Annotated in this window: 25 protein-coding genes; 18 read left to right on the top strand and 7 right to left on the bottom strand. The window is 64.2% G+C overall.

What is annotated here, in order from left to right; translation table 11 throughout:
• The first annotated feature begins 8 nt into the window (after positions 1-8).
• The 4 genes from AK81_RS10515 to AK81_RS10500 all read left to right on the top strand — a co-directional run bounded on the left by AK81_RS10515 (position 9) and on the right by AK81_RS10500 (position 4,194).
• Positions 9-1,406 carry an FAD-binding oxidoreductase gene (locus tag AK81_RS10515; RefSeq protein WP_043198855.1) on the top strand — a complete coding sequence of 466 codons (1,398 nt, stop codon included), beginning with the start codon at positions 9-11 and terminating at the stop codon, positions 1,404-1,406.
• A 25-nt stretch (positions 1,407-1,431) separates the two neighbouring features.
• Positions 1,432-2,097 (top strand): fumarylacetoacetate hydrolase family protein, encoded by a 666-nt coding sequence (locus tag AK81_RS10510; protein ID WP_043198853.1) that lies wholly within the window; start codon positions 1,432-1,434, stop codon positions 2,095-2,097.
• A gap of 183 nt (positions 2,098-2,280) precedes the next feature.
• On the top strand, positions 2,281-3,201 hold the full coding sequence (locus AK81_RS10505) for an SdiA-regulated domain-containing protein (RefSeq protein WP_043198851.1): 921 nt from the start codon (positions 2,281-2,283) through the stop codon (positions 3,199-3,201).
• Positions 3,202-3,291: 90 nt separating this feature from the next.
• Positions 3,292-4,194 (top strand): SdiA-regulated domain-containing protein, encoded by a 903-nt coding sequence (locus tag AK81_RS10500; protein ID WP_043198850.1) that lies wholly within the window; start codon positions 3,292-3,294, stop codon positions 4,192-4,194.
• Between the two features lie 31 nt (positions 4,195-4,225).
• Here AK81_RS10500 and rpiA read toward each other — a convergent pair whose 3' ends face one another.
• Positions 4,226-4,900: a ribose-5-phosphate isomerase RpiA gene (gene rpiA, locus AK81_RS10495; RefSeq protein WP_016502110.1), complete on the bottom strand. Its 675-nt coding sequence runs from the start codon at positions 4,898-4,900 to the stop codon at positions 4,226-4,228.
• Positions 4,901-5,035: 135 nt separating this feature from the next.
• Here rpiA and ilvA point away from each other — a divergent pair, with 135 nt between their 5' ends.
• Entirely contained in the window at positions 5,036-6,550 is a 1,515-nt protein-coding gene (gene ilvA, locus AK81_RS10490; RefSeq protein ID WP_016502109.1) for a threonine ammonia-lyase, biosynthetic, read from the top strand.
• A gap of 148 nt (positions 6,551-6,698) precedes the next feature.
• Positions 6,699-7,124 (top strand): DUF2269 domain-containing protein, encoded by a 426-nt coding sequence (locus AK81_RS10485; RefSeq protein WP_043198847.1) that lies wholly within the window; start codon positions 6,699-6,701, stop codon positions 7,122-7,124.
• A 130-nt stretch (positions 7,125-7,254) separates the two neighbouring features.
• Here the strand turns inward: AK81_RS10485 and AK81_RS10480 are convergent, their stop codons facing one another.
• Positions 7,255-7,911 (bottom strand): HAD family hydrolase, encoded by a 657-nt coding sequence (locus AK81_RS10480; protein WP_043198845.1) that lies wholly within the window; start codon positions 7,909-7,911, stop codon positions 7,255-7,257.
• A 140-nt stretch (positions 7,912-8,051) separates the two neighbouring features.
• Here AK81_RS10480 and AK81_RS10475 point away from each other — a divergent pair, with 140 nt between their 5' ends.
• Both AK81_RS10475 and ptsP read left to right on the top strand, forming a co-directional pair.
• Positions 8,052-8,531: an RNA pyrophosphohydrolase gene (locus AK81_RS10475; protein ID WP_003249017.1), complete on the top strand. Its 480-nt coding sequence runs from the start codon at positions 8,052-8,054 to the stop codon at positions 8,529-8,531.
• A gap of 22 nt (positions 8,532-8,553) precedes the next feature.
• On the top strand, positions 8,554-10,833 hold the full coding sequence (ptsP, locus tag AK81_RS10470; protein ID WP_043198843.1) for a phosphoenolpyruvate--protein phosphotransferase: 2,280 nt from the start codon (positions 8,554-8,556) through the stop codon (positions 10,831-10,833).
• A gap of 134 nt (positions 10,834-10,967) precedes the next feature.
• Here ptsP and AK81_RS10465 read toward each other — a convergent pair whose 3' ends face one another.
• Positions 10,968-11,714, bottom strand: a complete 747-nt coding sequence (locus AK81_RS10465; RefSeq protein WP_043198841.1) for an NRDE family protein — start codon at positions 11,712-11,714, stop codon at positions 10,968-10,970.
• 129 nt (positions 11,715-11,843) lie between these two features.
• Here AK81_RS10465 and AK81_RS10460 point away from each other — a divergent pair, with 129 nt between their 5' ends.
• From AK81_RS10460 to AK81_RS10450, 3 genes are read left to right on the top strand one after another with little or no spacing between them, the layout of a single operon-like run.
• Positions 11,844-12,626, top strand: coding sequence for a sulfite exporter TauE/SafE family protein (locus tag AK81_RS10460; protein ID WP_043198840.1), 783 nt, complete (start codon positions 11,844-11,846; stop codon positions 12,624-12,626).
• Positions 12,627-12,642: 16 nt separating this feature from the next.
• The gene (gene lgt, locus AK81_RS10455) at positions 12,643-13,452 is read left to right on the top strand and encodes a prolipoprotein diacylglyceryl transferase (RefSeq protein WP_016489681.1); all 810 of its coding nucleotides are present in this window, start codon (positions 12,643-12,645) and stop codon (positions 13,450-13,452) included.
• A 48-nt stretch (positions 13,453-13,500) separates the two neighbouring features.
• Complete coding sequence (locus AK81_RS10450; protein WP_043198838.1) at positions 13,501-14,472, top strand: thymidylate synthase; 972 nt, start codon at positions 13,501-13,503, stop codon at positions 14,470-14,472.
• Positions 14,473-14,589: 117 nt separating this feature from the next.
• On the opposite strand, the gene cadR is transcribed toward AK81_RS10450, so the two are convergent.
• The gene (gene cadR, locus AK81_RS10445) at positions 14,590-15,033 is read right to left on the bottom strand and encodes a cadmium resistance transcriptional regulator CadR (RefSeq protein WP_043198837.1); all 444 of its coding nucleotides are present in this window, start codon (positions 15,031-15,033) and stop codon (positions 14,590-14,592) included.
• An 83-nt stretch (positions 15,034-15,116) separates the two neighbouring features.
• Here cadR and AK81_RS10440 point away from each other — a divergent pair, with 83 nt between their 5' ends.
• The 6 genes from AK81_RS10440 to AK81_RS10415 all read left to right on the top strand — a co-directional run bounded on the left by AK81_RS10440 (position 15,117) and on the right by AK81_RS10415 (position 22,977).
• Positions 15,117-17,369: a heavy metal translocating P-type ATPase gene (locus tag AK81_RS10440; RefSeq protein ID WP_043198836.1), complete on the top strand. Its 2,253-nt coding sequence runs from the start codon at positions 15,117-15,119 to the stop codon at positions 17,367-17,369.
• Between the two features lie 9 nt (positions 17,370-17,378).
• Positions 17,379-18,248 (top strand): LysR family transcriptional regulator, encoded by an 870-nt coding sequence (locus AK81_RS10435; protein WP_043198835.1) that lies wholly within the window; start codon positions 17,379-17,381, stop codon positions 18,246-18,248.
• Between the two features lie 218 nt (positions 18,249-18,466).
• The gene (locus AK81_RS10430) at positions 18,467-19,525 is read left to right on the top strand and encodes a putative 2-aminoethylphosphonate ABC transporter ATP-binding protein (protein WP_043198832.1); all 1,059 of its coding nucleotides are present in this window, start codon (positions 18,467-18,469) and stop codon (positions 19,523-19,525) included.
• 1 nt (position 19,526) lies between these two features.
• Entirely contained in the window at positions 19,527-21,251 is a 1,725-nt protein-coding gene (locus AK81_RS10425) for a putative 2-aminoethylphosphonate ABC transporter permease subunit (RefSeq protein ID WP_043198830.1), read from the top strand.
• 18 nt (positions 21,252-21,269) lie between these two features.
• Complete coding sequence (locus AK81_RS10420) at positions 21,270-22,295, top strand: putative 2-aminoethylphosphonate ABC transporter substrate-binding protein (protein WP_043198828.1); 1,026 nt, start codon at positions 21,270-21,272, stop codon at positions 22,293-22,295.
• Between the two features lie 133 nt (positions 22,296-22,428).
• On the top strand, positions 22,429-22,977 hold the full coding sequence (locus tag AK81_RS10415; protein ID WP_043198826.1) for a phosphonate degradation HD-domain oxygenase: 549 nt from the start codon (positions 22,429-22,431) through the stop codon (positions 22,975-22,977).
• A gap of 125 nt (positions 22,978-23,102) precedes the next feature.
• On the opposite strand, the gene AK81_RS10410 is transcribed toward AK81_RS10415, so the two are convergent.
• Together AK81_RS10410 and AK81_RS10405 are read right to left on the bottom strand one after the other, a co-directional pair.
• Complete coding sequence (locus AK81_RS10410; protein WP_043198825.1) at positions 23,103-24,467, bottom strand: GTPase/DUF3482 domain-containing protein; 1,365 nt, start codon at positions 24,465-24,467, stop codon at positions 23,103-23,105.
• Positions 24,460-25,851: a DUF2868 domain-containing protein gene (locus AK81_RS10405; protein ID WP_043198824.1), complete on the bottom strand. Its 1,392-nt coding sequence runs from the start codon at positions 25,849-25,851 to the stop codon at positions 24,460-24,462. Before AK81_RS10405 ends, AK81_RS10410 begins: the two co-directional genes overlap by 8 nt.
• A 54-nt stretch (positions 25,852-25,905) precedes the next feature.
• Between AK81_RS10405 and AK81_RS10400 the strand changes: the two genes are divergently transcribed.
• Positions 25,906-26,421, top strand: coding sequence for a dihydrofolate reductase (locus AK81_RS10400; protein ID WP_043198823.1), 516 nt, complete (start codon positions 25,906-25,908; stop codon positions 26,419-26,421).
• A 159-nt stretch (positions 26,422-26,580) separates the two neighbouring features.
• On the opposite strand, the gene AK81_RS10395 is transcribed toward AK81_RS10400, so the two are convergent.
• Positions 26,581-26,802, bottom strand: a complete 222-nt coding sequence (locus AK81_RS10395; protein WP_154100763.1) for a hypothetical protein — start codon at positions 26,800-26,802, stop codon at positions 26,581-26,583.
• Positions 26,803-26,921 lie beyond the last annotated feature (119 nt).

Here is a 26,921-nt window from a genome sequence, read left to right as displayed (position 1 = left end):
TTCCAGCGATGACCCACCCCGCTGTTATTGAAGAACTGATGACCCTTGTCGACCCTGGCAAGGTCCTGACCGACGCGGCTTCCCTCGAAGCGTATGGCAAGGATTGGACCAAGCATTACCCGCCGGCACCCAGTGCCATCGTCTTCCCCAAGACCGTAGAACAGGTGCAGGCCATTGTGCGCTGGGCCAATGCGCACAAGGTGGCGCTGGTGCCGTCTGGCGGGCGCACCGGGCTTTCTGCCGGCGCCGTGGCGGCCAATGGCGAGGTGGTCGTTTCCTTCGACTACATGAACCAGATTCTCGGCTTCAATGCTTTCGATCGCACCGTGGTCTGCCAGCCGGGGGTTATCACTCGCCAACTGCAAACCTACGCCGAAGAGCAGGGCCTGTATTACCCGGTGGACTTCGCTTCCAGCGGCTCCAGCCAGATTGGCGGCAACATCGGCACCAACGCTGGCGGCATCAAGGTGATTCGCTACGGCATGACCCGCAACTGGGTGGCCGGGCTGAAAGTGGTCACCGGCAAGGGCGAGTTGCTGGAACTGAACAAGGACCTGATCAAGAACGCCACCGGCTATGACCTGCGCCAGCTGTTCATTGGCGCCGAAGGCACGCTGGGCTTCGTGGTCGAGGCCACCATGCGCCTGGACCGTGCCCCGCGCAACCTCACCGCCATGGTGCTGGGCACGCCGGACTTCGACTCGATCATGCCGGTATTGCACGCCTTCCAAGGCAAGCTGGACCTGACCGCCTTCGAGTTCTTTTCCGATAAAGGCCTGGCCAAGATCCTTGCACGCGGTGATGTGCCGGCGCCGTTCGATACCGACTGCCCGTTCTATGCACTGCTGGAGTTCGAGGCCAGTACTGAAGAGGTCGCCAACGAAGCGTTGGCCACCTTCGAGCACTGTGTCGAGCAGGGCTGGGTGCTGGACGGGGTGATGAGCCAGAGCGACACCCAGCTTAAAAACCTGTGGAAGCTGCGCGAGTACCTGTCGGAAACCATCTCGCACTGGACGCCTTACAAGAACGACATTTCGGTCACAGTGTCGAAAGTGCCCGCGTTCCTGCGTGATATCGACACCATCGTCGCAGAGCACTACCCGGATTACGAAGTCGTGTGGTACGGCCACATCGGCGACGGCAACCTGCACCTGAACATCCTCAAACCCGAACACATGAGCAAGGACGACTTCTTTGCCTCGTGCACCAAGGTCAACAAGTGGGTGTTCGATATCGTCAAGCACTACAACGGCTCGATCTCGGCCGAGCACGGCGTGGGCATGACCAAGCGCGACTATTTAGGCTACAGCCGCTCGCCTGAAGAAATCGCCTGCATGAAGGCAATAAAGGCCGTCTTCGACCCTAGCGGCATCATGAATCCGGGTAAGATCTTCGCACCTGAATAAAAAGCAGTATCCAGAGGAGTCGGCCATGAGTTACCAGCACCAGTACGTAGACGGCACGCGCATTCACTTCCCGCTGGGCAAAGTGGTGTGTATTGGCCGTAACTATGCCGAGCATGCCAAGGAGCTGGACAACCCGATCCCCACCGAACCGCTGCTGTTCATCAAGCCGGGCAGCTGCGTGGTGCCGGCCGAGGGCGGCTTCAAGATCCCGGCCGAGCGTGGTTCGGTGCACTACGAGGCTGAAATTGCCGTGCTGCTGGGCAAGCCGCTGTCGACCCATCCGAGCGAGGAAGAGGTGCTGGACGCCATTTCCGGTTACGCCCCGGCGTTGGACCTGACCCTGCGTGATGTGCAGGCCAAGCTGAAAGAGAAGGGCCTGCCGTGGGAGCTGGCCAAGTGTTTTGACGGTGCTTGCGTACTGCCGCCGTTCGTCTCCGCTGCCAGCTTCGAGGACGTGACCGACATCCCGCTGCGCCTGACCGTCAACGGCGAAGTGCGCCAGGACGGCAACAGCGCGATGATGCTGAACCCCATCGTGCCGATGATCCAGTACATGGCGGCGCAGTTCTCGCTGCAGGCGGGGGATGTGATCCTCACCGGCACCCCGGCGGGCGTGGGGCCGTTCAATGTTGGTGATGAGCTGGTGCTGGAGCTGCCGGGCGTCAGCCGCTTCGAAAGCCGGGTGCTCTGACGCTAGAATCGCGTCGCCTTCTTCGCGGGCGCGCCCGCTCCCACAGGAATCTCACAAGCTTCAGGCCTATGGAGAACCCTGTGGGAGCGGGCAAGCCCGCGAAGGGGCCGGACCTGTTTACTGATTTTTCACACCCCATCCGGATAATGCGCGGACCTACGCCCATTCCCCCAGGAAACCCGCATGCCATCACCCTCCAGCGCCCCGGCAACTCCCAAGCGTCGCTTTTACCTGCGCTGGCCCTTCGGCCTGGCCGTGGCGGCGGTGATCGGCTATGGCGTGGCGGTGGCCATGCACTGGGATGACCGCGGCGCGCTGTGGGTAAAGGAAAGCTTCGAAAGCACCGCTGAACGCAGCGAAAGCGTGTGGCTGCCGGATTACCAGGTGGACATCGATGCCAAGCCGCTACCGGGCATGGACGACGACGAAGCCTCGGACCTGGCCTTCAACCCGCATACCCGCACCCTGTTCGCGGTCATGGGCAAGAACCCGATCCTTGTCGAGCTGAGCCTGGAGGGCGATGTACTGCGCAAGATCCCGCTCAACGGCTGGAACAATCCGGAAGGGGTCGCCGTGCTGGAAGATGGCTACCTGGCCATTACCGACGAGCGCCTGCATGACCTGACCGTGGTCAAGGTGGATGCGCAGACCACGGTGTTGAACCATGACGACTTCCAGAGCCACGACCTGGGCCCGTCGGTGAAGAGTAACAAGGGCTTCGAGGCGGTGGCCTGGGACCCGCTGCGTCAGCGCCTGGTCATCGGCGAGGAGCGCCCGCCCAAGCTGTATACCTGGAACACCGATGGCCGCAGCCCGCTAAAGGGCCAGAAGCAGCCGTTGCCTAGCGAAGAACTCGACCTGCGCAACCTGTCTGCACTGGGTGTCGACCCGCGTACCGGCCACCTGCTGGTGCTCTCGGCCGATTCCAACATGCTGCTGGAGCTGGACGAGCAGGGCCAGCAAGTCAGCTTCATGACCTTGCTGGGCGGCTTCAACGGGCTTGAAGACACCATCCCGCGCGCCGAAGGGGTCGCCATGGACGACAAAGGCAACCTGTACATGGTCAGCGAGCCGGCGCTGTTCTACCGCTTCAAGAAGCACTGACAGCATCATCAGATTATCCTGACGCTGGCATTAAGCTTTGCTTCAGCCGTTAATGGTTAGATTCGCCATCCCTGTGTCGAGTCTGCCCTTATGCGCCGTTTTGTTCGCCTGCTTCTTGTCCTGGCCGCCCTCGGCCTGCTCCTGCTTGGCTTGGCCGGGCAGGAGTTTCGCCTGTTCGAGCGTGGCTGGTTCAACCTGAAGACCTGGTGGCAGCCTGCCGAGCAGAGCATCGGCCTGGACCGCTACCGGGTGGTGGTGGAAGCGCAGCCGGTCGAAGGGCTGGATGACGACATCTCGGCGCTGACCTACGACCCCGACCGCAAAACCCTGTTCACCGTCACCAACGCCCGTTCGGAGTTGATCGAATTGTCGCTGGACGGCCGCATCCTGCGCCGGGTGCCGCTGACGGGCTTCGGCGATCCGGAAGCCGTTGAATACGTGGGGCCCAACAGCTACGTGATCACTGACGAACGTCAGCAGCGGCTGATTCGCGTGCGCCTGGAAGACGACACGATGTTCCTCGATGCCGGTGACGCCGAGCAGCTCAGCCTGGGCATCGGCCTGAACGGCAACAAGGGTTTCGAAGGGCTGGCCTACGATTCGGCAGGCAAGCGCCTGTTCGTGGCCAAAGAACGTGACCCGATGCTGATCTACGAGGTGCATGGCTTCCCCCATGACAACCCGGAAAAGCCCTACGCCGTGCATGTGGTGCAGGACCGCAAGCGCGATTCACGGCTGTTTGTGCGGGACTTGTCGAGTTTGCAGTTCGATGAGCGCAGTGGGCATTTGCTGGCGCTGTCGGACGAGTCGCGGCTGGTGCTGGAGCTGGATGTGGAGGGCAGGCCGCTGAGTACCTTGTCGTTGCGCAAGGGCTTCCAGGGGTTGCAGGCAACGGTGCCGCAGGCGGAGGGGATTGCGATGGATGAGGCGGGGACCATTTACCTGGTCAGCGAGCCGAACCTGTTCTATGTGTTCAAGCAGCCGGCTGAGTGAGCGGTTGGGGCTGCTTTGCCCTCGCAGAGGGTTACTCGGCCTTCAGGCTCTTCACACCTTCAGCGGTACCCAGCAGCAGCAAATCCGCCGGACGCGCCGCGAACAGGCCATTGGTCACCACGCCAACGATGGCGTTGATCTGCGCTTCCAGCTCCACCGGGTTGGTGATCTGCAGGTTGTGCACATCGAGGATCACGTTGCCGTTGTCGGTGACCACGCCTTCGCGGTACACCGGGTCGCCGCCCAGCTTCACCAGTTGACGGGCCACATGGCTGCGCGCCATCGGGATCACTTCGACCGGCAGCGGGAAGGCGCCCAGCACCGGCACCAGTTTGCTGCCGTCGGCGATGCAGATGAAGGTCTTGGCCACGGCGGCGACGATCTTCTCGCGGGTCAGGGCCGCGCCGCCGCCCTTGATCAGGTTCAGGTGCGCGTCGCTCTCGTCGGCGCCGTCCACGTAGAATTCCAGCTCGCTGACGCTGTTCAGCTCGTACACCGGGATGCCATGGCCCTTCAGACGCTGGGCGGTGGCTTCGGAGCTGGCAACCGCGCCGTCGAAGGCGGTCTTGTGCTGAGCCAGGGCGTCGATGAAGAAGTTGGCAGTCGAACCGGTACCGACGCCGACGACGCTCTTTTCATCCAGCTTGGGCAGAATGAAGTCGACAGCGGCCTGGGCGACGGCCTGTTTGAGTTGGTCCTGGGTCATGCGGGCTCCGAAAAGGGGCAGGGCGGTTTTCAAAGTTGCCTAGTATAACGGCTCGGGCGGCTTTGCTGTGGTCGCCCGACGTAGCGCTGGGGTAGACTCGCAGCCCTCGTCCCGCGGCCCAGTGATGCTTTCCCGATGCTCGAACAGTACGTCAAGAAGATCCTCACCTCGCGCGTCTATGACGTTGCCGTCGAAACCCCGCTGCAGAGCGCCGGGCAGCTGAGCAAGCGCCTGGGCAACCAGATTTTGCTCAAGCGTGAAGACCTGCAGCCGGTGTTCTCGTTCAAGATTCGAGGGGCGTACAACAAACTGGCCCAGCTGACCCCGGAAGAGCTGGCCCGTGGCGTGGTCACCGCTTCCGCCGGCAACCACGCCCAGGGCCTGGCCCTGGCCGCGCGCGAGATGGGCATCAAGGCCACTATCGTGATGCCCAAGACCACCCCGGAGATCAAGATCGAAGGCGTGCGCTCGCGCGGTGGCAAGGTAGTGCTGCATGGCGACTCGTTCCCCGAGGCGCTGGCCTACTCGCTGAAACTGGTCGATGAAAAGGGCTTTGTCTACGTCCACCCTTACGACGACCCGCACACCATTGCCGGGCAGGGCACCGTGGCCATGGAAATCCTGCGCCAGCACCCTGGCCAGCTGGACGCGATCTTTGTGCCCGTGGGCGGTGGTGGCCTGATCGCCGGCATTGCCGCCTATGTGAAGTACCTGCGCCCGGAAATCAAGGTGATCGGTGTCGAGCCGGACGATTCCAACTGCCTGCAGGCGGCCATGGCTGCCGGTGAGCGCGTGGTGCTGCCACAGGTCGGGTTGTTCGCCGACGGCGTGGCGGTGGCGCAGATTGGCCAGCACACCTTCGATATCTGCCGCCACCATGTGGATGAAGTGGTGACGGTCAGCACCGACGAGATCTGTGCGGCTATCAAGGATATCTACGACGATACCCGCTCGATCACCGAGCCTGCCGGCGCCTTGGGCGTGGCGGGCATCAAGAAGTACGTCGAGCTATACGGCGTGACCGGGCAAACCCTGGTGGCTATCGACTCTGGTGCCAATGTCAACTTCGACCGCCTGCGTCATGTGGCCGAGCGTGCCGAGCTGGGTGAGAAACGCGAAGCGATCATCGCCGTGACCATCCCCGAGCGCCCAGGCAGCTTCAAGGCGTTCTGCGAGGCTATCGGCAAACGCCAGATCACCGAATTCAACTACCGCAAGCACACCTCCGACGAGGCGCACATCTTCGTTGGCGTGCAGACCCACCCGGAAAACGACCCGCGTGCGGCGCTGGTGCAGCATCTGACCGAGCAGGGCTTCCCGGTTACCGACCTGACCGACAACGAACTGGCCAAGCTGCACATTCGCCACATGGTCGGCGGCCATTCGGCCGGTGCCAGCGACGAAATGGTGCTGCGCTTCGAATTCCCCGAGCGGCCGGGGGCATTGTTCAACTTCCTCAACAAGCTGGGCGGGCGCTGGAACATCTCGATGTTCCATTACCGCAACCATGGCGCGGCTGACGGGCGCGTGGTGGCGGGCTTGCAGGTGCCGGAGGACGAGCGCCACCTGGTGCCGGCGGCGCTGGCCAAGATCGGCTACCCCTACTGGGACGAGACCGAAAACCCGGCCTACAAGCTGTTCCTGGGCTGAGCGGCTAAGCTAGGGCTGATGGCCCTTTCGCGGGCTTGCCCGCTCCCACAGGTACTGCGCAGGCACCCAGGCCTGTGATTTACCTGTGGGAGCGGGCAAGCCCGCGAAGGCGCCAGCGCAAAATGGCCTGCTAAAGGACAACCGAGACATGGAACACCTGACCACCCTCAAGACCCTGCACATCATCGCCACCGTATTGCTGCTTCTGGGAGCCCTGGGCCTGGCGGTCTGGACCGTGCGGGCCCGCCGACAAGGCGATGCCGAGGCCTACGCCAAGCTGTTGCGCCGGCCGCTGGTGTTCATCTGGCTGGTGATGGGCCTGTGCCTGGTGAGCATGCCGTTCACCGGCTGGTGGCTGGTGCACCTGGTGGGCTGGCCGCTGGGGCAGACCTGGGTGCTGGCGTCCGGCGTCATCTATACCTTCGGCGCCTTTGCCGTGTGGTGGCTGCTGGTGCGGCTGAACCGGCTGCGCAAGGCTGAAGTGGTGGGGCTGCGGTTTACCCTGGCGCTGGCGGTGTTCAGCGGGGTCTGCTTCCTGTCCATTGCCGGGCTGATGGGCGCCAAACCAGTCTGACAGTTCAGGGTTGCCTGTACCGGCCTCTTCGCGGGCGCGCCCGCTCCCACAGGTACAGCGAAGCCCTCAAGGCCTGTGGTGATCCCTGTGGGAGCGGGCATGCCCGCGAAGAGGCCGGCACAGGAACACCTCAATCCCTGAGCGAAACCACCGGCCACCCACGCTTCTCGGCCTCAGCCCGCAGGTTCGGGTCCGGGTCCACCGCCACCGCATGCGTCACCTGCTGCAACAGCGGCAAATCGTTCATCGAGTCGCTATAGAAGTAGCTGTCTTCCAGGTCGAAGCCGTTCTCCAGCATCCACCGCTCCAGCCGCGTCACTTTGCCTTCACGGAAACACGGTATATCGGTACTGCGCCCGGTGTAGCGGCCGTCGCGCATCTCGCATTCGGTTGCCAGCAGTACGCGAACCCCAAGGCGTCGGGCAATCGGTGCGGTAACGAAACGGTTGGTGGCGGTGATGATCACCAGCTGGTCGCCCGCCTCGCGGTGCTGCTGCAGCAAGGCCAGGGCCTTGGGCAGGATGATCGGCTCGATGCAGTCGCGCATGAAGTCGCGGTGCCATTCGTCGAGCTGGGCCGCAGGCGTTGCCGCCAGGATCTCCATGGAAAAGGCCAGGTAGGCCTGCAGGTCCAGGGTGCCGTTGAGGTAGTCCTGGTAGAAGCCATCGTTGCGTTGCTTGTAGGCGACCGGGTCGAGAATGCCGCGCTCGCAAAGGTAGTCACCCCAGGCATGGTCGCTGTCGCCACCGAGGAGGGTATTGTCCAGGTCGAATAAAGCCAGGCGCATTGCAGTCACTCGCATCAGCTACAGGGTGGCCCGCAGAATACGGAGTTTTCACCCGGCTGCACATAAGCTTGGCGGGCGCGTTGCTGCGCTCGCAAGCTTTGTGGAACAATGCGGTGACATGCGTTTGCGAGGTTGCTGCCGTGATCGACCCGGATGGTTTTCGCCCCAATGTCGGGATCATTCTCACGAATGATGCCGGGCAGGTGCTATGGGCTCGCCGGATCAACCAGGATGCCTGGCAGTTTCCCCAGGGGGGTATCAACCCTGACGAGACGCCGGAAGATGCCCTGTACCGCGAGCTGAACGAAGAAGTTGGCCTTGAACGCGATGATGTGGAAATTCTTGCCTGCACCCGCGGTTGGTTGCGTTATCGTTTACCCCAGCGACTGGTACGTACCCACAGCCAGCCGCTGTGCATCGGCCAGAAGCAGAAGTGGTTCCTGCTACGGCTGGTCAGCAATGAACAGCGGGTGCGGATGGACCTGACCGGCAAGCCGGAATTCGACGGCTGGCGTTGGGTGAGCTATTGGTATCCGCTGGGCCAGGTTGTGACATTCAAGCGCGAGGTGTACCGACGCGCCCTGAAAGAGCTAGCACCGCGTCTGCTGACGCGCGACTGACGACGGAGTTCGACCCCGAGCCATGCTCAATACGCTGCGCAAGATCGTCCAGGAAGTAAACTCCGCCAAAGATCTCAAGTCGGCGTTGGGGATCATTGTCTTGCGCGTCAAGGAGGCCATGGGCAGCCAGGTCTGCTCCGTCTACCTGCTCGACCCGGAAACCAACCGCTTCGTGCTGATGGCTTCCGAAGGCCTGAACAAGCGCTCCATCGGCAAGGTCAGCATGGCCCCCAACGAAGGCCTGGTTGGCCTGGTAGGTACCCGGGAAGAGCCGCTGAACCTGGAAAACGCCGCTGACCACCCTCGGTACCGCTACTTTGCCGAAACCGGTGAAGAGAAATTCGCCTCCTTCCTGGGTGCGCCGATCATTCACCACCGCCGCGTGGTCGGGGTGTTGGTCATCCAGCAAAAGGAGCGCCGCCAGTTCGACGAGGGCGAAGAAGCCTTCCTGGTCACCATGAGCGCCCAGCTCGCCGGGGTAATCGCCCACGCCGAAGCTACGGGCTCGATCCGTGGCCTGGGCCGCCAGGGCAAGGGTATCCAGGAGGCGCGCTTCGTCGGTGTGCCTGGCTCGCCTGGCGCTGCCGTGGGGCGCGCGGTGGTGATGTTGCCGCCGGCCGACCTGGAAGTGGTGCCGGACAAAACCGTCGATGACATCGACGCTGAACTCAAGCTGTTCCAGAACGCTCTTGAAGGCGTGCGCGATGACATGCGCAAGCTGTCGGCCAAGCTGGCCACCCAGCTGCGCCCGGAAGAGCGCGCGCTGTTCGATGTGTACCTGATGATGCTCGAAGACGCAGCCCTGGGCGGCGAGGTGACCGAAGTCATCAAGACCGGCCAGTGGGCGCAGGGCGCCCTGCGCCAGGTGGTTGGCGAGCACGTCAACCGCTTCGAGTTGATGGACGATGACTACCTGCGCGAGCGCGCCTCCGACGTCAAGGACCTGGGCCGGCGCCTGCTGGCCTACCTGCAGGAAGCCCGGTCGCAGTCGCTGGTGTATGCCGACAACACCATCCTGGTCAGTGAAGAACTGACCCCGGCCATGCTCGGCGAAGTGCCGGAAGGCAAGCTGGTGGGCCTGGTCTCGGTACTGGGTTCGGGCAACTCCCACGTTGCCATTCTCGCTCGCGCCATGGGCATCCCGACGGTGATGGGCCTGGTCGACCTGCCGTACTCCAAGGTCGACGGTATCGAACTGATCGTCGACGGCTACAAGGGTGAGGTGTTCACCAACCCTAGCGATGTGTTGCGCAAGCAGTACAGCGAAGTGGTCGAGGAAGAGCGTCAGCTGGCTCAGGGCCTTGATGCCCTGCGCGAACTGCCGTGCGTCACCCCTGACGGCCACCGCATGCCGCTGTGGGTCAACACCGGCTTGCTGGCCGACGTGGCCCGTGCCCAGCAGCGCGGCGCCGAAGGGGTAGGCCTGTACCGCACCGAAGTGCCGTTCATGATCAACCAGCGCTTCCCCAGCGAGAAAGAGCAGCTGGCCATCTACCGCGAGCAACTGGCGGCGTTCCACCCGCTGCCGGTGACCATGCGTACCCTCGATATCGGGGGTGACAAGGCGCTTTCGTACTTCCCGATCAAGGAAGAAAACCCCTTCCTGGGTTGGCGCGGCATCCGTGTCACCCTCGACCACCCGGAAATCTTCCTGGTGCAGACCCGCGCCATGCTCAAGGCCAGCGAGGGCCTGAACAACCTGCGCATCCTGCTGCCGATGATTTCTGGCATCCACGAACTGGAAGAAGCGCTGCACCTGATCCACCGCGCCTGGGGCGAGGTGCGGGACGAAGGCACCGACGTGCCGATGCCGCCGGTGGGCGTGATGGTGGAAATCCCTGCGGCGGTGTACCAGACCAAGGAGCTGGCGCGGCAGGTGGACTTCCTGTCGGTCGGTTCCAACGACCTGACCCAGTACCTGCTGGCGGTGGACCGCAACAACCCGCGGGTCGCCGACCTTTACGACTACCTGCACCCGGCGGTGCTGCAAGCGTTGAGCACGGTGGTGCGCGATGCCCATGGCGAAGGCAAGCCGGTGAGCATCTGCGGTGAGATGGCCGGTGATCCGGCGGCGGCGATCCTGCTGATGGCCATGGGCTTCGACAGCCTGTCGATGAACGCCACCAACCTGCCGAAGGTGAAGTGGATGCTGCGTCAGGTGAACATGAGCAAGGCCAAGGACCTGCTGGCCGAGGCCCTGAGCCATGACAACCCGCAGGTTATCCACAGCTCGCTGCAGCTGGCCCTTAAAAACCTTGGGTTGGCACGGATGATCGGGCCTGGGGCCAATAAAACCCTCTGAATATGAGGTTGCCTGTTCCGGCCTCTTCGCGGGCTTGCCCGCTCCCACAGGGATTGCACAAGGCCTGAGACCTGTGGACTTCCTGTGGGAGCGGGCAAGCCCGCGAAGAGGCCCGCACAGGCAGCATCAAATATTCAGACCAGCAACTCAACTTCCCCAAGATGCCCGCCAAAGGGCCCGAAACTGCGCTCAATCACCTGTCTTCTGCCCTGATCATCCACAATCAGCACCGTACTCGCCCGGGTCCCGTAATTCTGGCTGGCGATGAACACGCTCGACAGCAGTTTCTCGGTCGCTAGCCCCACACCCGTCTCGGGCAGGTCTCCATCAGCCGCCGGCTCGTTATCCGCCAGCAAATCCAGCAACCGGCGCGGTTCTGGCGTTTCCAGCAACCCCTCCAACCCGCTACGTGCCTTCACCAGCTTCGGCCACGGCGTGTCCAGCCCGGCGTTGGACAACCCGTACACCCCGGCGTCCAGCAGGCACGGCGTGGCGTCACGGGCATGCAGGTAACCCAGCTGCCGCCCATCACCCACCAGCAGGTTGAACCCCGAATACTGTCCACTGCGGCTGGCCACCTGGTCCAGGTAAGCCTCGACCCCAAGCTCACCCTGCAGGTACGCCGCCACCAGTTCACCCCGCGAGCGCGGCCCCAGTGCCTGGCCCGGGTCGCGGATATTGGTCAGCGCCGCAAACCGCCCCTGCGGCCCCACGCCCAGCCACGTGCCACCGGCCTCCAGGTCACGCCCGGCATGCACCCCGGGCGCATCCTCCCAGGCCGCCAAGGGTTGAGTGGGGCGGGCATAGAACTCGTCGCGGTTGGCCGCGACGATCAGCGGCAGGGCATGCCCCGGCCGCCAGGCAAATACGATCAGGCACATCGGTTTGGCCTCTGTGTTTTCTGCCACTGTACCCACAGCGGCGTGGCCGATCCATCCTGACACAGAGTTCACTAGAGCCCCGAGCCCGGCTTCCGTTACCATGCCGGATTGTTTTCCTGGGGAAGCCGAATGGAATTCGTGCTCTATCTGCTGTTGGGCGCCTGTGCCGGTGTGCTGGCCGGGCTGTTCGGCGTGGGCGGTGGCATCATCATCGTGCCGGTGCTGGTGTTCAGCTTCACCTTGCAGGGCTTCGACGCCTCGGTGCTGACCCACCTGGCGGTCGGCACATCGCTGGCAACCATCGTGTTCACGTCGATCAACGCCGTGCTTGAGCACCACCGCAAGGGCGCGGTGCAATGGCCGATCTTTGCCTGGATGACCCTCGGCATCCTCCTGGGGGCCGGTGTCGGTGCCAAGACCGCCTCGCTGATCCAGGGCCCGTTGCTGCAAAAGATCATCGGCGTGTTCGCCCTGGTCATCGCTGCGCAGATGGCCCTCGATATCAAACCCAAGGCCAGCCGCGGCATCCCCGGCAAACCCGCATTGATCGGGGCCGGTGGGGTGATTGGCTGGGCCTCGGCCATTTTCGGTATCGGCGGTGGTTCGCTGACCGTGCCGTTCCTGACCTGGCGCAGCCTGCCCATGCAGCAGGCGGTGGCCACGTCCTCGGCCTGTGGCCTGCCGATTGCCGTGGCCAGTGCCCTGAGCTTCATGCTGCTGGGCTGGCACGAGGAGCACCTGCCGGCCCATAGTCTGGGTTACGTCTACCTGCCGGCGATGGTCGGCATTGCCGTGACCAGCATGTTTTTCGCCCGCTTTGGCGCGCGTCTGGCGCACAAGCTGTCGCCCCGTTTGTTGAAACGCCTGTTCGCAGCGCTGCTGTTCTGTGTCGGCCTCAGCTTTTTGATTTGAATCGAGAGGAAGTTCCATGCTGCCTTACCCGCAGATAGACCCCGTGGCCCTGGCCATCGGGCCGTTGAAAATCCATTGGTACGGGCTGATGTACCTGATCGGCATCGGCGGCGCCTGGCTGTTGGCTTCGCGCCGGCTGAACCGTTTCGACCCCACCTGGTCGCGCGAAAAGCTTTCCGACCTGGTGTTCTGGCTGTCGATGGGGGTGATCGTCGGTGGCCGGCTGGGTTACGTGCTGTTCTACGACCTGCATGCCTACCTGGCCAACCCGACGCTGATCTTCGAGGTGTGGAAGGGCGGCATGTCGTTCCACGGCGGCTTCATTGGCGTGATGCTGGCGGCCTTGTGGTTCGGCAAGCGCAACAACAAGTCGTTCTTCGAGCTGATGGACTTCGTTGCGCCGCTGGTACCGATTGGCCTGGGTGCCGGGCGGATCGGCAACTTCATCAACGCCGAGCTGTGGGGCAAGGCGACCGACGTGCCGTGGGCGATGGTGTTCCCGCCGTTCAGCGACCCAGCCCAGTTGCCCCGTCATCCGTCGCAGCTGTACCAGTTTGCCCTGGAAGGTGTGGCATTATTCGTGATTCTCTGGTTGTACTCGCGCAAGCCGCGCCCGACCATGGCCGTTTCCGGCATGTTCGCGCTGTTCTACGGCATTTTCCGCTTTATCGTGGAGTTTGTGCGGGTGCCTGATGCCCAGCTTGGCTACATTGCCTTCGGCTGGTTGACCATGGGTCAGTTGCTCTGCGTGCCGATGATCGTCGGCGGCATCTTCTTGATCTGGTTGGCCTACAACCGCAAACCTACGGCAAAACCAGCCGTATGATTTTCACGGCAGGGGTGATCCCCCTGCCGTTCTTGTTACAGGAACGTCATGAAACAGTATCTAGATCTGGTCCGTGAAGTCATCGAGAACGGTACGTTGCAAGGCAATCGCACCGGCATCCGTACCATCAGCATGCCGGGCGCCATGCTGCGTTTCGACCTGCAGAAGGGCTTCCCGGCCATCACCACGCGCAAGCTGGCGTTCAAGTCGGCGATCGGCGAGATGGTCGGCTTCCTGCGGGGCGTGAAAAACGCCGGTGAATTCCGCGAGCTGGGCTGCAAGGTCTGGGACCAGAACGCCAATGAAAACGCCCAGTGGCTGGCCAACCCGTTCCGCCAGGGCCATGACGACCTGGGCGAGATCTACGGCGTGCAATGGCGCCAGTGGCCAGGCTACAAGCGCATCCCGCTGAGCAACCCGGCTGCCATCGAAATGGCCGAGAAGGCCGGCTTCCGCCGTATTGCCCAGGACGAAGAAGACGGCCAGGCGTTCGTGGTGCTGTACAAGGCTATCGACCAGGTGCGCCAGTGCCTGGACACCATCGCCAACGACCCGGGCAGCCGCCGCATCCTGTTCCACGGCTGGAACTGCGCCCAGCTGGACGAGATGGCCCTGCCGCCGTGCCACCTGCTGTACCAGTTCCACCCGAATGTAGAGACCAAGGAAATTTCCCTGACCCTTTACATCCGCTCCAACGACCTGGGCCTGGGCACACCGTTCAACCTCACCGAAGGCGCGGCGCTGCTGTCGCTGTTCGGCCGCCTGACCGGTTACACCCCACGCTGGTTCACCTACTTCATCGGCGATGCCCATGTGTATGAAAACCACCTGGACATGCTGAACGAACAGCTCAAGCGCGAGCCGCTGGAAGCACCGAAGCTGGTGATCAGCGACCGCGTGCCGGCGTTTGCCGAGACGGGCAAGTACGAGCCGGAGTGGCTGGAGAAGATCGAGCCGAGTGATTTCTGGCTGGAAGGCTATGAGCACCATGCGCCGATGACAGCACCGATGGCGGTCTGACAGATCTCTACTGCCTGAACTGGCCTATTCGCGGGCACGCCCGCTCCCACAGGTATCACTCAAGGCCAAGCCTTGTGCGGTCCCTGTGGGAGCGGGCGTGCCCGCGAAGCATTTGAATCAATGCCCGTGACTTCGCCCCACATGCGAATGCTCGGTATCCGGCACCGATACCGCCCCGTTCGTCTCCAGTTGCTGCAAGATCGCGCATTCACTCCCCTGCGCATTGCAGCGCCGCCGCAGCTCCACCAGCTGCTCCTGCAACGCCACCAAGCCATCGATCCGCGCCTGCACATGCTCAATGTGCTCGTCGATCAGCGCATTGACGCTGCCGCACGAGTCGTCGGGGCTGTCGCGCAGGCGTAACAGGCTGCGGATTTCTTCCAGGGTCATGTCCAGGGTGCGGCAGTTGCGGATGAAGGTCAGCCGCTCCACGTGGGCCTGGGTGTACAACCGGTAGTTGCCTTCCGTACGTGCAGGCTCGGGCAACAGGTTTTCACGCTCGTAGTAGCGGATGGTCTCCACCGCGCAGTCGGTGGCTTTGGCCAGTTCTCCGATCTTCATCACGAAATCTCCAGCAAGTGGCTTGACCCTATAGTGGCTACAGGGTGTTCACTTGGCAACAGGCTCACTTTAAGGACGACCCCATGAACCAGCCTGTCAGCCACGACCACAAGCACCCGCACGATCACGCCCATGGCGATGACGACCATGGCCATGCCGCCCACGGTCACAGCTGCTGCGGCTCAAAAGCCGCGCCGGCGCTGGTGCAACTGACTGAAACGGCCAGTGCCCAGGCACAGCTAAGCCGCTTCCGCATCGACGCCATGGACTGCCCGACCGAGCAGACCCTGATCCAGGACAAGCTGGGCAAGCTGGCCGGTATCGAGCAGCTGGAATTCAACCTGATCAACCGCGTGCTTGGCGTGCGCCACACCTTGGACGGCACTGGCGATATCGAGCGGGCCATCGACAGCCTGGGCATGAAGGCCGAGCCGCTGGGTGCCGAAGGCGACGCTACTGCCGCTGCGCCACAACCGCCCAAGACCCGCTGGTGGCCGCTGGCATTGTCGGGTGTGGCCGCCATCGCCGCCGAAATCGTGCACTTTGCCGCGCTGGCCCCGGAATGGCTGGTGGCGGCATTGGCGCTGGCAGCCATTCTTGGGTGCGGCCTGGGCACCTACAAGAAGGGCTGGATTGCCCTGAAAAACCGCAACCTCAACATCAACGCGCTGATGAGCATCGCCGTGACCGGCGCCGTGCTGATCGGCCAGTGGCCGGAAGCGGCCATGGTGATGGTGCTGTTTACCGTTGCCGAGCTGATCGAAGCCCGCTCGCTGGACCGCGCACGCAATGCCATCAGCGGGCTGATGCAGTTGACCCCGGACATGGCCACCGTACAGCAGGCAGATGGCCAATGGCGCGAGGTGGAGGTGCGCGAGGTGGCCATTGGCGCCTTGGTGCGGCTGCGCCCCGGCGAACGCATCGGCCTGGACGGTGAAGTGACCAATGGGCAATCCAGCGTCGATCAGGCGCCGATCACCGGCGAAAGCCTGCCTGTGGAGAAGGCCGTAGGCGACAAGCTGTTCGCCGGTACCATCAACCAGGCGGGTGCGCTGGAGTTTCGCGTTACCGCCGGCGCCGGGCAATCGACCCTGGCGCGGATCATCAAGGCCGTGGAGGAAGCGCAAGGCGCGCGGGCGCCTACCCAGCGCTTCGTCGACCAGTTTTCGCGTATCTATACCCCGGTGGTGTTTGCCATCGCCCTGGCTGTGGCGGTGATTCCACCGCTGTTCATGGCCGCAGGCTGGTTCGACTGGGTCTATCGCGCCCTGGTGCTGCTGGTGGTCGCGTGCCCGTGCGCGCTGGTGATCTCGACCCCGGTGACCATCGTCAGCGGCCTGGCCGCGGCGGCGCGCAAAGGCATCCTGATCAAGGGCGGTGTGTACCTGGAAGGCGGCCGCCACCTGGACTACCTGGCCCTGGACAAGACCGGCACCATTACCCACGGCAAGCCGGTACAGACCGACGCCAAAGTGCTGGAGCCGGTGTTCGAAGGCCGCGCGCAAGCCCTGGCTGCCAGCCTGGGCGAACGCTCGGACCACCCGGTTTCCCGCGCCATTGCCCAGTTCGGCAAGGCGCAAGGCCTGGCCTTGAGCGAGGTCGATGACTTCGCCGCACTGGCCGGGCGCGGCGTGCGTGGCACCATCGCTGGCGAGGTCTACCACTTGGGCAACCACCGCCTGGTGGAGGAACTGGGGCTGTGCTCACCCGAGCTGGAAGCCCAGCTGGATGCGCTGGAGCGCCAGGGCAAGACCGTGGTCCTGCTGCTCGACCGCACTGGCCCACTGGCCTTGTTCGCTGTGGCGGATACGGTCAAGGACAGCAGCCGCCAGGCCATCGCCGAACTGCATGAGCTGGGCATCAAGACTGTCATGCTGACCGGTGACAATCCGCATACCGCGCAGGCCATCGCCGCCGTGGTGGGTATCGACCGCGCCGAAGGCAACCTGCTGCCTGCCGACAAGCTGAAAACCATCGAAGCCCTGTACGCACAGGGCCATCGGGTGGGCATGGTCGGTGACGGCATAAACGACGCCCCGGCCCTGGCCCGGGCCGAAATCGGTTTTGCCATGGCCGCTGCCGGCACTGACACCGCCATCGAAACCGCCGATGTGGCGCTGATGGACGACGACTTGCGGAAAATCCCGGCCTTCGTCAGGCTGTCGCGCCAAAGTGCGGCGATCCTCATGCAGAACATCGTTCTGGCGTTGGGCGTCAAGGCGATATTCCTGGCGATTACCTTTGCCGGCATGGCCACCCTGTGGATGGCAGTGTTCGCCGACATGGGCGTGAGCCTGCTGGTGGTGTTAAACGGCTTGCGCCTTTTGCGCAAATAGAGGACGTGCATGCTGAGTTCGGAGCTTAAAGCCTTTTACATGGTGGCCCGCCTGGGCAGCATCACCCTGGCGGCGAAGAAGCTCGGGCTCAGCCAGCCCACGGTGACCACGCAGATCCGCAACCTGGAAAGCCAGTACGCGGTCGAGCTGTTCTACCGCGGCGGGCGGCGCCTGGTGCTGAGCGAAGAGGGCGTGCGCCTGCTGCCGATGGTCAAGGCGCTGCTGCAGCAGGAGGCCGACATCGAATTCGAACTGCGCAACAGCGGCCAGGCCCAAGGCAGCTTGCGCATTGCCGCCACGGCGCCTTACTACATTCTCGACCTGGTGAAGATCTACCGCGAACGCTTGCCGCAGGTGGATGTGGCGGTGGAGATCGGCAACTCGCAGCAGGTGCTGGAAATGCTCGAAGACTACCGGGTGGATATTGCCGCCTCGTCGCAACTGGTGGAGGACGCCCGGTTGGTGCGGCGGGTGCTGGGCACCGATCCGCTGGTGGTGGCGGTGCACCGCAACCACCCTTTGGCCCATCGCCAGACGGTGTCCATCGACGTGGTGGCCGGGCATTGCCTGCTGATGCGCGAAAAGGGCTCGACCACGCGCAAGCTGACCGAGCACATGATGCAGGAGGCCGGGGTGACGGCTGGGGCCTTGCTGGAAATCGGCAGCCGCGAGTCGATCCGCGAGGCGGTGCTGCGCAACATCGGCATCAGTGTGATTGCCCGCCATGAGGTGCCGCACAACCCAGAGCTGCGGGTGCTGGCGCTGGAGAATGCGCCGGTGATGCATGAGTACCTGTATTGCCTGAAGGAACGGCGCCAGGCCAGGCTGCCAGCAGCATTCCTGGGGGTGGCGCAGGAAGTGGCCGGTTCGCATTTCTAGGCCTGTGTTGGCTTCTTCGCGGGCTCGCCCGCTCCCACAGGTACCGCGCAGGTTTTGAGATGTGTAGAGATCCTGTGGGAGCGGGCAAGCCCGCGAAGAGGCCCTCACAGCCATTACAAAATCTGCCTATACCACTATCACCCGCTTTTGCCTTAACGCCACAGAACCTTCGCACAGCCTCCCTAGCATGGCCCCCATCTCTTCGATGAGGCCCTGCCATGAACCACACCACCCCCGGCGCACAGATGAAAGTGCGCAACATCCACAAGCGCTTCGGTGCCTTTACGGCGCTCAACGATGTCTCGCTGGACATCGCCGCCGGCGAACTGGTGTGCCTGCTCGGCCCGTCCGGCTGTGGCAAGACCACGCTGCTGCGCTGCATCGCCGGCCTGGAGCGCCAGGACCGCGGCACGCTGTACATCGGCGAGCGCGATATCTCCGAGCTGCCGCCCCAGGCCCGTGACTACGGCATCCTGTTCCAGTCCTACGCGCTGTTCCCCAACCTTACCGTCGAAGCCAACATTGCTTACGGCCTGACCGGCAGTGGCCGCGAGCAGGCCCGCCTGCGGGTGGCCGAAATGCTCGAACTGGTAGGCCTGTCTGGCAGCGAAAAGAAGTACCCCGGCCAGCTCTCCGGTGGCCAGCAGCAACGTGTGGCCCTGGCCCGCGCGCTGGCGCCGTCGCCATCCCTGCTACTGCTCGACGAGCCGATGTCGGCGCTGGACGCCCGGGTGCGCGAGCACCTGTGCACCGAGCTGCGCCAGCTGCAACGCCAGCTGGGCATCACCACTTTGATGGTGACCCACAACCAGGACGAGGCCATGCTGATGGCCGACCGTATTGCGGTGATGAACAACGGCCAGGTCGAGCAGTACGCCACCCCGCAGGAAATCTACGACCAGCCGGCCACACCGTTCGTTGCCGAGTTCGTCGGCCAGGGCAACTGGCTGCCGTTCCAGCGCAGCGGCGACAGCCATGCCCAGGTTGGCGGCATGAACATGCGCCTGGCGCCGGGTTCGGCCCAGGCCAGCAGCGGCCGGCTGTTCTGTCGCCCGGAGGCGATCACGGTCAACCCGGTAGTACACGAAGAAAACCTGTTCCCGGCCAAGGTCCGCGAGATCACCTTCCTCGGTAACCGCTGCCGCATGAGCTTTGAACTCAAGGACCTGCCAGGCCATGCCCTGCTGGCCGAGGTGGCCCCCGAGGCCATGCCGCGCCTGGGTTCGCAGGACATCTGGGTGGCATTGCCGCCGCAGAGCCTGCAGGTGTTTGCCTGAGATGGCCGCGCCAATGTCCCTGCCGCTGAGCCAGGCCAAAGCCGCGCCGCGTGCTGGCGTCGCCCTGGGTGACCGGTTGTTCGTCGTCGGTGGCAAGAGCCTGCTGCTGATCCTGTTGGTACTGGCCGTGCTGATGCCGCTGCTGGCGATCTTCTGGCGTGGCTTCAGCGCTGATGCGGGCCAGGGTGGCGGCTTGCTGGCCGCCCGCGAACTGTTCGCCAGCGAGAGCTTTCACTGGTTGCTGGGCAACAGCCTGTCGGTGGCCTTCACCGTCGCGGCCATCGTGGTGCCGCTGGCCTACCTGTTTGCCTACGCCCTGCAACGTACGCTGATCCCGGCCAAGGGCCTGTGGCGGGGGATTTCGCTGCTGCCGCTGCTGGCGCCGTCGATGCTGCCGGCCATCGCCCTGGTCTACCTGTTCGGTAATCAGGGGCTGCTGCGCGGGTTGCTCAGCGACAACATCTACGGCTTCTGGGGCATCGTGCTGGGCGAGGCCATCTACACCTTCCCGCATGCACTGATGATCCTGCTGTCGGCGCTGTCGCTGGCCGATGCTCGCCTGTTCGATGCCGCCTCCAGCATGGGCGCAGGCCCAGGTCGGGCGTTCACCAGCATCACCTGGCCGGCCACGCGCCAGGCGGTGTTTGCAGCGTTCTGCCTGGTGTTCACCCTGACCATCACCGACTTCGGTGTGCCGGTGGTGGTTGGTGGCGACTATCAGGTGCTGGCGCTGGAGGCCTACAAGGCGGTGGTCGGCCAGCAACAGTTCGGCCGGGGTGCACTGATCGGCATGGTGCTGCTGTTGCCAGCCCTGTTCAGCTTCAGCGTCGATGCCTGGCTGCGCCGGCGCCAGGGCGAGGCCATGAGCGGTCGTGCCCAGGTGTTCGAGCCCAAGCCATCGCGTGGCCGCGATGCCTGCTTCCTGGCCATCGTGCTGCTGGTGTGCGCGGCGTTGCTGCTGGTGATCGGCATGGCGGTGTATTCGTCGCTGGTCACTTTCTGGCCGTACAACCTGTCGTTGTCGCTGCGTCACTACATGTTCGAAGACACCGCCGGTGGCGGCTGGCTGGCCTACCGCAACAGCGTGACCATGGCCATCGGCACCGCGCTGATCGGCAGCATCGTGATCTTCAGCGGTGCCTACCTGATGGAGAAAACCCAGGGCCAACGCCTGCTCAACCAGGTGCTGCGCCTGCTCAGCTTCATCCCCATGGCCGTGCCGGGCCTGGTGCTGGGCCTGGGCTACGTCTTCTTCTTCAACCTGAACGGCAACCCGCTGCATGTGCTGTACGGCAGCATGGGGCTGTTGGTGGTGTGCACCATCGCCCATTACCTGACCACCGCGCAGATGACCGCAACCACCGCGCTGCGCCAGCTGGATGGCGAGTTCGAGGCCGCCGCGCTGTCGCTGAAGGCGCCGCTGTACAAGCACTTCCTGCGGGTGACCGTACCGATCTGCCTGCCGGCGCTGCTGGACATCATCCGCTACCTGTTCGTTTCGGCGATGACCACCGTGTCGGCGGCGATCTTCCTGTACAGCCCCGACACCATCCTGGCTGCCGTGGCCGTGCTGAACATGGACGATGCCGGCAACGTTGGCGGTGCTGCTGCCATGTCCACCCTGATTCTGCTGACCAGTGCCGGCGCTTCACTGCTGCTGGCCGCAGCCTCACGCGGCCTGCTGCGCCGCTCCCAAGCCTGGCGCCAACGCGCCGCGACCGTCTGACCTGTAAGGAACCTACCCATGTACAAGCACCTTGCACTTGCCGCTGCCGTTTCTGCCGTATTCAGCCTGCAGGCTTCGGCCGCGGGTACCCAGCTGACGGTCTACACCGCGCTGGAAGCCGAGCAACTGAAGAGCTACAAGCAGGCCTTCGAGAAGGCCAACCCGGACATCGAGATCAAGTGGGTACGCGATTCCACCGGCATCATCACTGCCAAGCTCCTGGCCGAGAAAGACCGCCCGCAAGCCGACGCGGTATGGGGCCTGGCGGCGTCCAGCCTGGCCATCCTCGACCAGAACGGCATGCTCGAAGCCTATGCACCCAAGGACCTGGGCAAGATCTCCGGCAACTACCGGGACGCGGCCAACCCACCGGCCTGGGTGGGCATGGACGTGTGGGCCGCGACCATCTGCTTCAATACCATCGAGGCCGAGAAGCAGGGCCTGAGCAAGCCGGTGAGCTGGCAGGACCTGACCAAGCCTGAGTACAAGGGCAAGATCGTCATGCCGAACCCGGCCTCGTCGGGCACTGGCTTTCTTGACGTGAGTGCCTGGCTGCAGACCTTTGGCGAGCCGCAAGGCTGGGCCTACATGGACGCGCTGCACCAGAACATCGGCCAGTATGTGCATTCAGGCTCCAAGCCTTGCAAGCTGGCGGCAGCGGGGGAGTTCCCGATCGGTATCTCGTTCGAATACCCGGCCGTACAGCTCAAGCGCCAGGGCGCGCCGCTGGACATCGTGCTGCCGAAGGAAGGCCTGGGCTGGGAGATCGAGGCGACTGCTGTGATCAAAGGCTCGCCCAAGGCGGATGCGGCCAAGCGCCTGGCTGATTTCTCGGCCAGCCCGGCGGCCATGGAGCTGTACAAGGAAAACTTCGCCGTGCTGGCCGCGCCGGGCATTGCCAAGCCACAGACCGAGCTGCCGGCGGACTATGAGCAGCGCCTGATCAAGAACGACTTTGCCTGGGCTTCGAAAAACCGTGACCAGATCCTGGCCGAGTGGCGCAAGCGCTATGACGGCAAGTCGGAGAAGGTGGCCCAGCAGTAACCTGTACCGGCCTCTTCGCGGGCATGCCCGCTCCCACAGGGATAGCGCAGTTCCTGAAATGTGCGCAGCTCCTGTGGGAGCGGGCGAGCCCGCGAAGGGGCCACCGCCGCTACCAAGCCAGGAGTAGATACCGATGCCTGATCCAGAACAGATCATCGACAGCACCTTCGCCCTGTACGTGCGCCATGGCAGCGACGACTACATCGGCGAAGCCATCACCCAGCTCGAACACATGTCCCAGGCCGCGCAACTGGCCATGGACGAAGGCTTCGACGATGAGGTGGTACTGGCGGCGTTCTTCCACGACATCGGTCACCTGTGTGGCGGTGACGCCAGCATGGGCGGTTACGGCGTGGTCAGCCATGAACGCATCGGCGCCGAGTATTTGCGCCGTTGCGGCTTTGGTGAGCGCATGGCGCGGCTGGTGCAGTATCACGTGGAGGCCAAGCGCTACCTGACGTTGCGCCAGCCAGGGTATTACCAGCGGTTGAGTGAGGCGAGCCGGCGGACCCTGGAATATCAGGGCGGGGTGATGAGCGAGGCTGAAGCGGATGCGTTCGAGCGGGATCCGCTGTTCGAGGTGAGCTTGCGGATGCGGGAATGGGATGAGAGGGCCAAGGAGGTCGGGGTGCCGGTGGTTGATCTGGATGGGTTGAAGCAGAGGGCATTGGCACTGCTTTGAGATATGGGCTGCCTCTGCCGGCCTCTTCGCGGGCTCGCCCGCTCCCACAGGAACCGCGCAGTTCCTGAAATGTGCGCAATCTCTGTGGGAGCGGGCGAGCCCGCGAAGAGGCCAGACCTGCTAACTCAAAATTGTGAAACCAGCGCCTCCAGCTGCTCCTGCCGCTCAGCCTGATTCAGCTTCGCCCCTGGGTTGAGCGTGGACCACTGCGGGTGCGCCCGCGCCTTGACCAGTGCTTCTGGCAACTTGCCCTCTCGCCAGGCCTTCTCATCCAGCTCACCCAGCCTGATGCTGTCTTGCGCCGCATGCCCGCGGTTATCCAGCGCCACCATCAATTGCTGCTGACGCAAAGCCAGCAGGCGCAATACCGTGTCGTCTACGGTCAGCTCGCGCTTGCCCTTGAGCTTGCCCATCAACCGCGAGCCATAGTTACGCGCCGTTTGCAGCGCACCGCCGGCAATCGCCCCGGCCAGCGCCGCTGCGCCGAGGGTAAGCCCGCCGACCAGTAAGTCGACCCCGGCCCCGGCTGCGGCCCCCGCCGCCACGCCGCTGCCCAGGCGCACGCCCAAAAGCTTCAAGGTTTCAGGATTGAACAGGTCATCACCCCAGCGGCCATTGAGCAACGGCAGGTCGCTGGCATGGGCATCTTCACGGCGGAAGGCATACAGCTTGAGCAAGGCTTCGACGCAACGCTGTTCACGTTGGCGTATGTCCTGGCGCAGCGCCTCTATGGCCTTGGCTTCGGCCGCTGGCTCGGCCTCGACGCTACGCCGGCAGGCGGCGCAGTCCAGCAGCAACTCGGCAATCAGCCGTTTGCCACTGTGCTGGCGGGCCAGGCGCTGTGCCTGCTGGTCGTCGATCAGCCGCTGCAGGGCCGGGCGGGCATCCTCAAGCAGCAGGGCCAGGCTCTCGTATAAACGGCGCTCGCCATCCTCGGGCGGGGCCACGCTGTCGAACCGCACCAACGCGTGAAGCCCAAGCCGGGCAAGGGCTTCACGCCATTGCGGCTCGCGGTGCTGGTGGCTGGCGACGAAGTTGAGCACCGGCAGCAACGGCTTGCCACAGCTGGCCAGCACCTCCAGTTCATCGCGGTATTTGGCCAGCACCGGCTCGCGCGCGTCGATCACGTACAGGCCGGCATTGCTGGCCAGCAACTGGCGCAGCACCTTGGCCTCCTGCTCGAACCGCTGGCGCGCTTCGCTGCCCTGCAGAAAGCGCTCCAGGCGGGCCGGGCCGTCCAGGCGCTCGCCCGGGCGCTCCAGGCGTTCGAGGTAGTCGAGCAGGGCGATGGCGTCTTCCAGGCCCGGGGTGTCGTACAGCTCCAGCAAGGGTTCGCCGTCCACCGACAAGCGCGCACCTTCTACATGGCGGGTAGTGCTGGGGCGGTGGGACACTTCGCCAAAGCCGACGTCTCGGGTCAGCGTGCGCAGCAGCGAGGTCTTGCCGACGTTGGTATGGCCGACCACGGCCAGTTTCAGTGGCTCAGTCATGGCCATGCTCCAGCCAGGTCAGCGGTGAGGTGTCGGCATGCTGCAGGCCAAGGCGGTCAAGGGCTTCGTGCCAATCGCCCAGGCGCTGGGCATCGAGGGCCTGGCCGGGTGCGGCCTGCAGTAGCCAGATACGGGTTGCGCCGGCATTGCGCGCCAGTTCGGCGAGCAGTGCCAGGCTGCCGCGGTCGGGCGAGCGCCGGGGGTCGCAGGCGATGGCCAGGCGTGCCGGCGGGAAGCGGTTGAGTTGTTCGAGCAGCCGGTTGCGCGATTCGCGGCTGTCGAGCACGCCGGCATCGATCACGCTTTTCGGCAGGGCGGGTGGCCAGGGGCGCTGGTCGTCCAGCTCCAGGCCGACCAGCAGGGCACCGCTGCTGCCGCTTTCCAGCTGGCCGGCGGCAAACTGCGGCAGGGCCTCGGGGGCGACGTCCTGCACGCCGATGCGTTCGCTGCGTGGCATCAGTGCCTCACGCAGTTGCGCGTAGCCGGGCAGGCTCAGGTCCAGTGCCAGGCGCTCGCGGCCCTGGCGCCAGCGCCACAGGCACAGTGCGGCCAGCAGCAAGCGGGGTAACAGGCCATACACCAGCACCACCCCGAGCAACCAGCTGGCCCAGGCCTGCCGGGCTTGCTCCAGGGCCGGCAGGGTGTCGCCGCTGGCGCGGATCATGGCTTCGTCAGGCACGGCAAAGCCCAGTAGCGAAGGCAGGGCGCCCAGGGCTTGGGTCAGGTGGATGAACGGGTCGGCGGCAAGCAGCGTGGTTTCCCAGACAAAGCCATAGCGCCGGGTCGCCAGCAAGGCCAGCAGCATGCCCAGGGCGGTGAGCATCGCCAGCAGCCACAGGCCATGCACCAGAAGCCCGAGCAGCCAGCGGTTGAGGCGCTGGCGTTGCAGCAGCACCAGCAGCGCAGGTGCCAGGTGTGCGGCCTTGGCATCGCGGGCAAAGCGTTCGCTAAGCCATAGCCACAGCCGGCCCAGCCCCGCGCCATGCTCGCCGCTTACGGCAAAACCGATGGCCCAGCCCAGCAGCATCAGCAGGTTCAGCCCGAGCAGGCTGCCCAGGGCCCAGAACACGTTAACCGGCCGCTGCCCGTCGCCCAGGGCGGCCAGGGCCAGGCCTGCGCCGCTGAGCACGGCTATCAGCAGCAAGGCCAGCAGCGCCAGGCGTGCGCCCTGCTTCCAGTGGCGCAGGGCGGTGCTCATGCCATCGCGTTCGGCCAGGAACAGCGCACGGGTTTCGATGCGGGCCGTCAGGTCGCCGCCCGACTGGCGGGCGCGACGGTTGGCTTCCTGGTCTTCCAGGGGGCCGGCATGTTCCTCGCGCAGGCGTACCGCTTCGGTGAGCCAGCGCTTGTCCAGTGGAGTCGGTCCAGTCACAAGGTCTTCCATTGCACAGGTCAGGGCAGAAGCATAACCCACACGCCCGGTGCTATCCTCGCTGGCATGAATACATCACTCCCCCTCAGCCTGATCGCGGCTTACGCCGAGAACCGCGTGATCGGCATCGACAATTCCATGCCCTGGCACTTGCCGGGGGATTTCAAGTACTTCAAGGCCACCACCCTGGGCAAGCCGATCATCATGGGGCGCAAGACCTGGGACTCGCTGGGGCGGCCGCTGCCTGGGCGGTTGAATCTCGTCGTCAGCCGCCAACCGGGGCTTGAACTGGCGGGTGCCGAGGTGTTCGCGTCGCTTGAAGAAGCGCTGGTGCGGGCCGAGCAGTGGGCGCGCGAGCAGGGCGTTGAAGAGCTGATGCTGATTGGCGGGGCGCAGCTGTATGGGCAGGCGCTGGAGAAAGGGCTGGTCAGCCGTATGTACCTGACGCGGGTGGAAATGGCGCCGGAAGGGGATGCCTGGTTCCCTGCGTTTGATGAGGGGCATTGGAAGCTGGAGTCGAGTGAGGCGCAGGCTGAGGAAGGCAAGCCTGTTTATCACTTCGAGGTTTGGGACAAGGTTTGAGATTGCCGGGGCTGCTTTGCAGCCCTTTCGCCGGCAAGCCAGCTCCCACAGGTAATGCGCAGGTCTCAAGGCTTGTGGTGATCTTGTGGGAGCTGGCTTGCCGGCGATAGGGCCAGCGCAAGCAGCGCAAGGCAGTTGGTCCCACATGTGCGGTGGTGCTCAGGTGAGCAGCTTGATGATCAGTGCGGTGACCGTCGCTACTGTGGTGACGAAACCGACGGCGATGGCAACTGGGTACCAGAAGGTTTCGCGGGTCATCTTTACGGCTTCGGCATTCAGCTTGCGCGTCTCGGCAATCAGTTTGTCGACCTCGACGCGGATCTTGGCCACCTCAATGCGGAGTTTTTCGGCTTCGGCCTGAGTCATGTCGTACTGGGGCATGGTGTATCCTTCGGGCGCATTACAAGGACCGCCCAGCATTATAGCGAAGCCCACGTCGGCCACGCGTGGGTTGCCGTGCCTTTGCGTTACCGGATATTGAATCCTTGTTGCAGCCCATC

This window comes from Pseudomonas putida W15Oct28, from assembly GCF_000708715.2.
Classification (GTDB): domain Bacteria; phylum Pseudomonadota; class Gammaproteobacteria; order Pseudomonadales; family Pseudomonadaceae; genus Aquipseudomonas; species Aquipseudomonas putida_R.
This window is presented reverse-complemented; position numbering and strand designations above follow the sequence as displayed.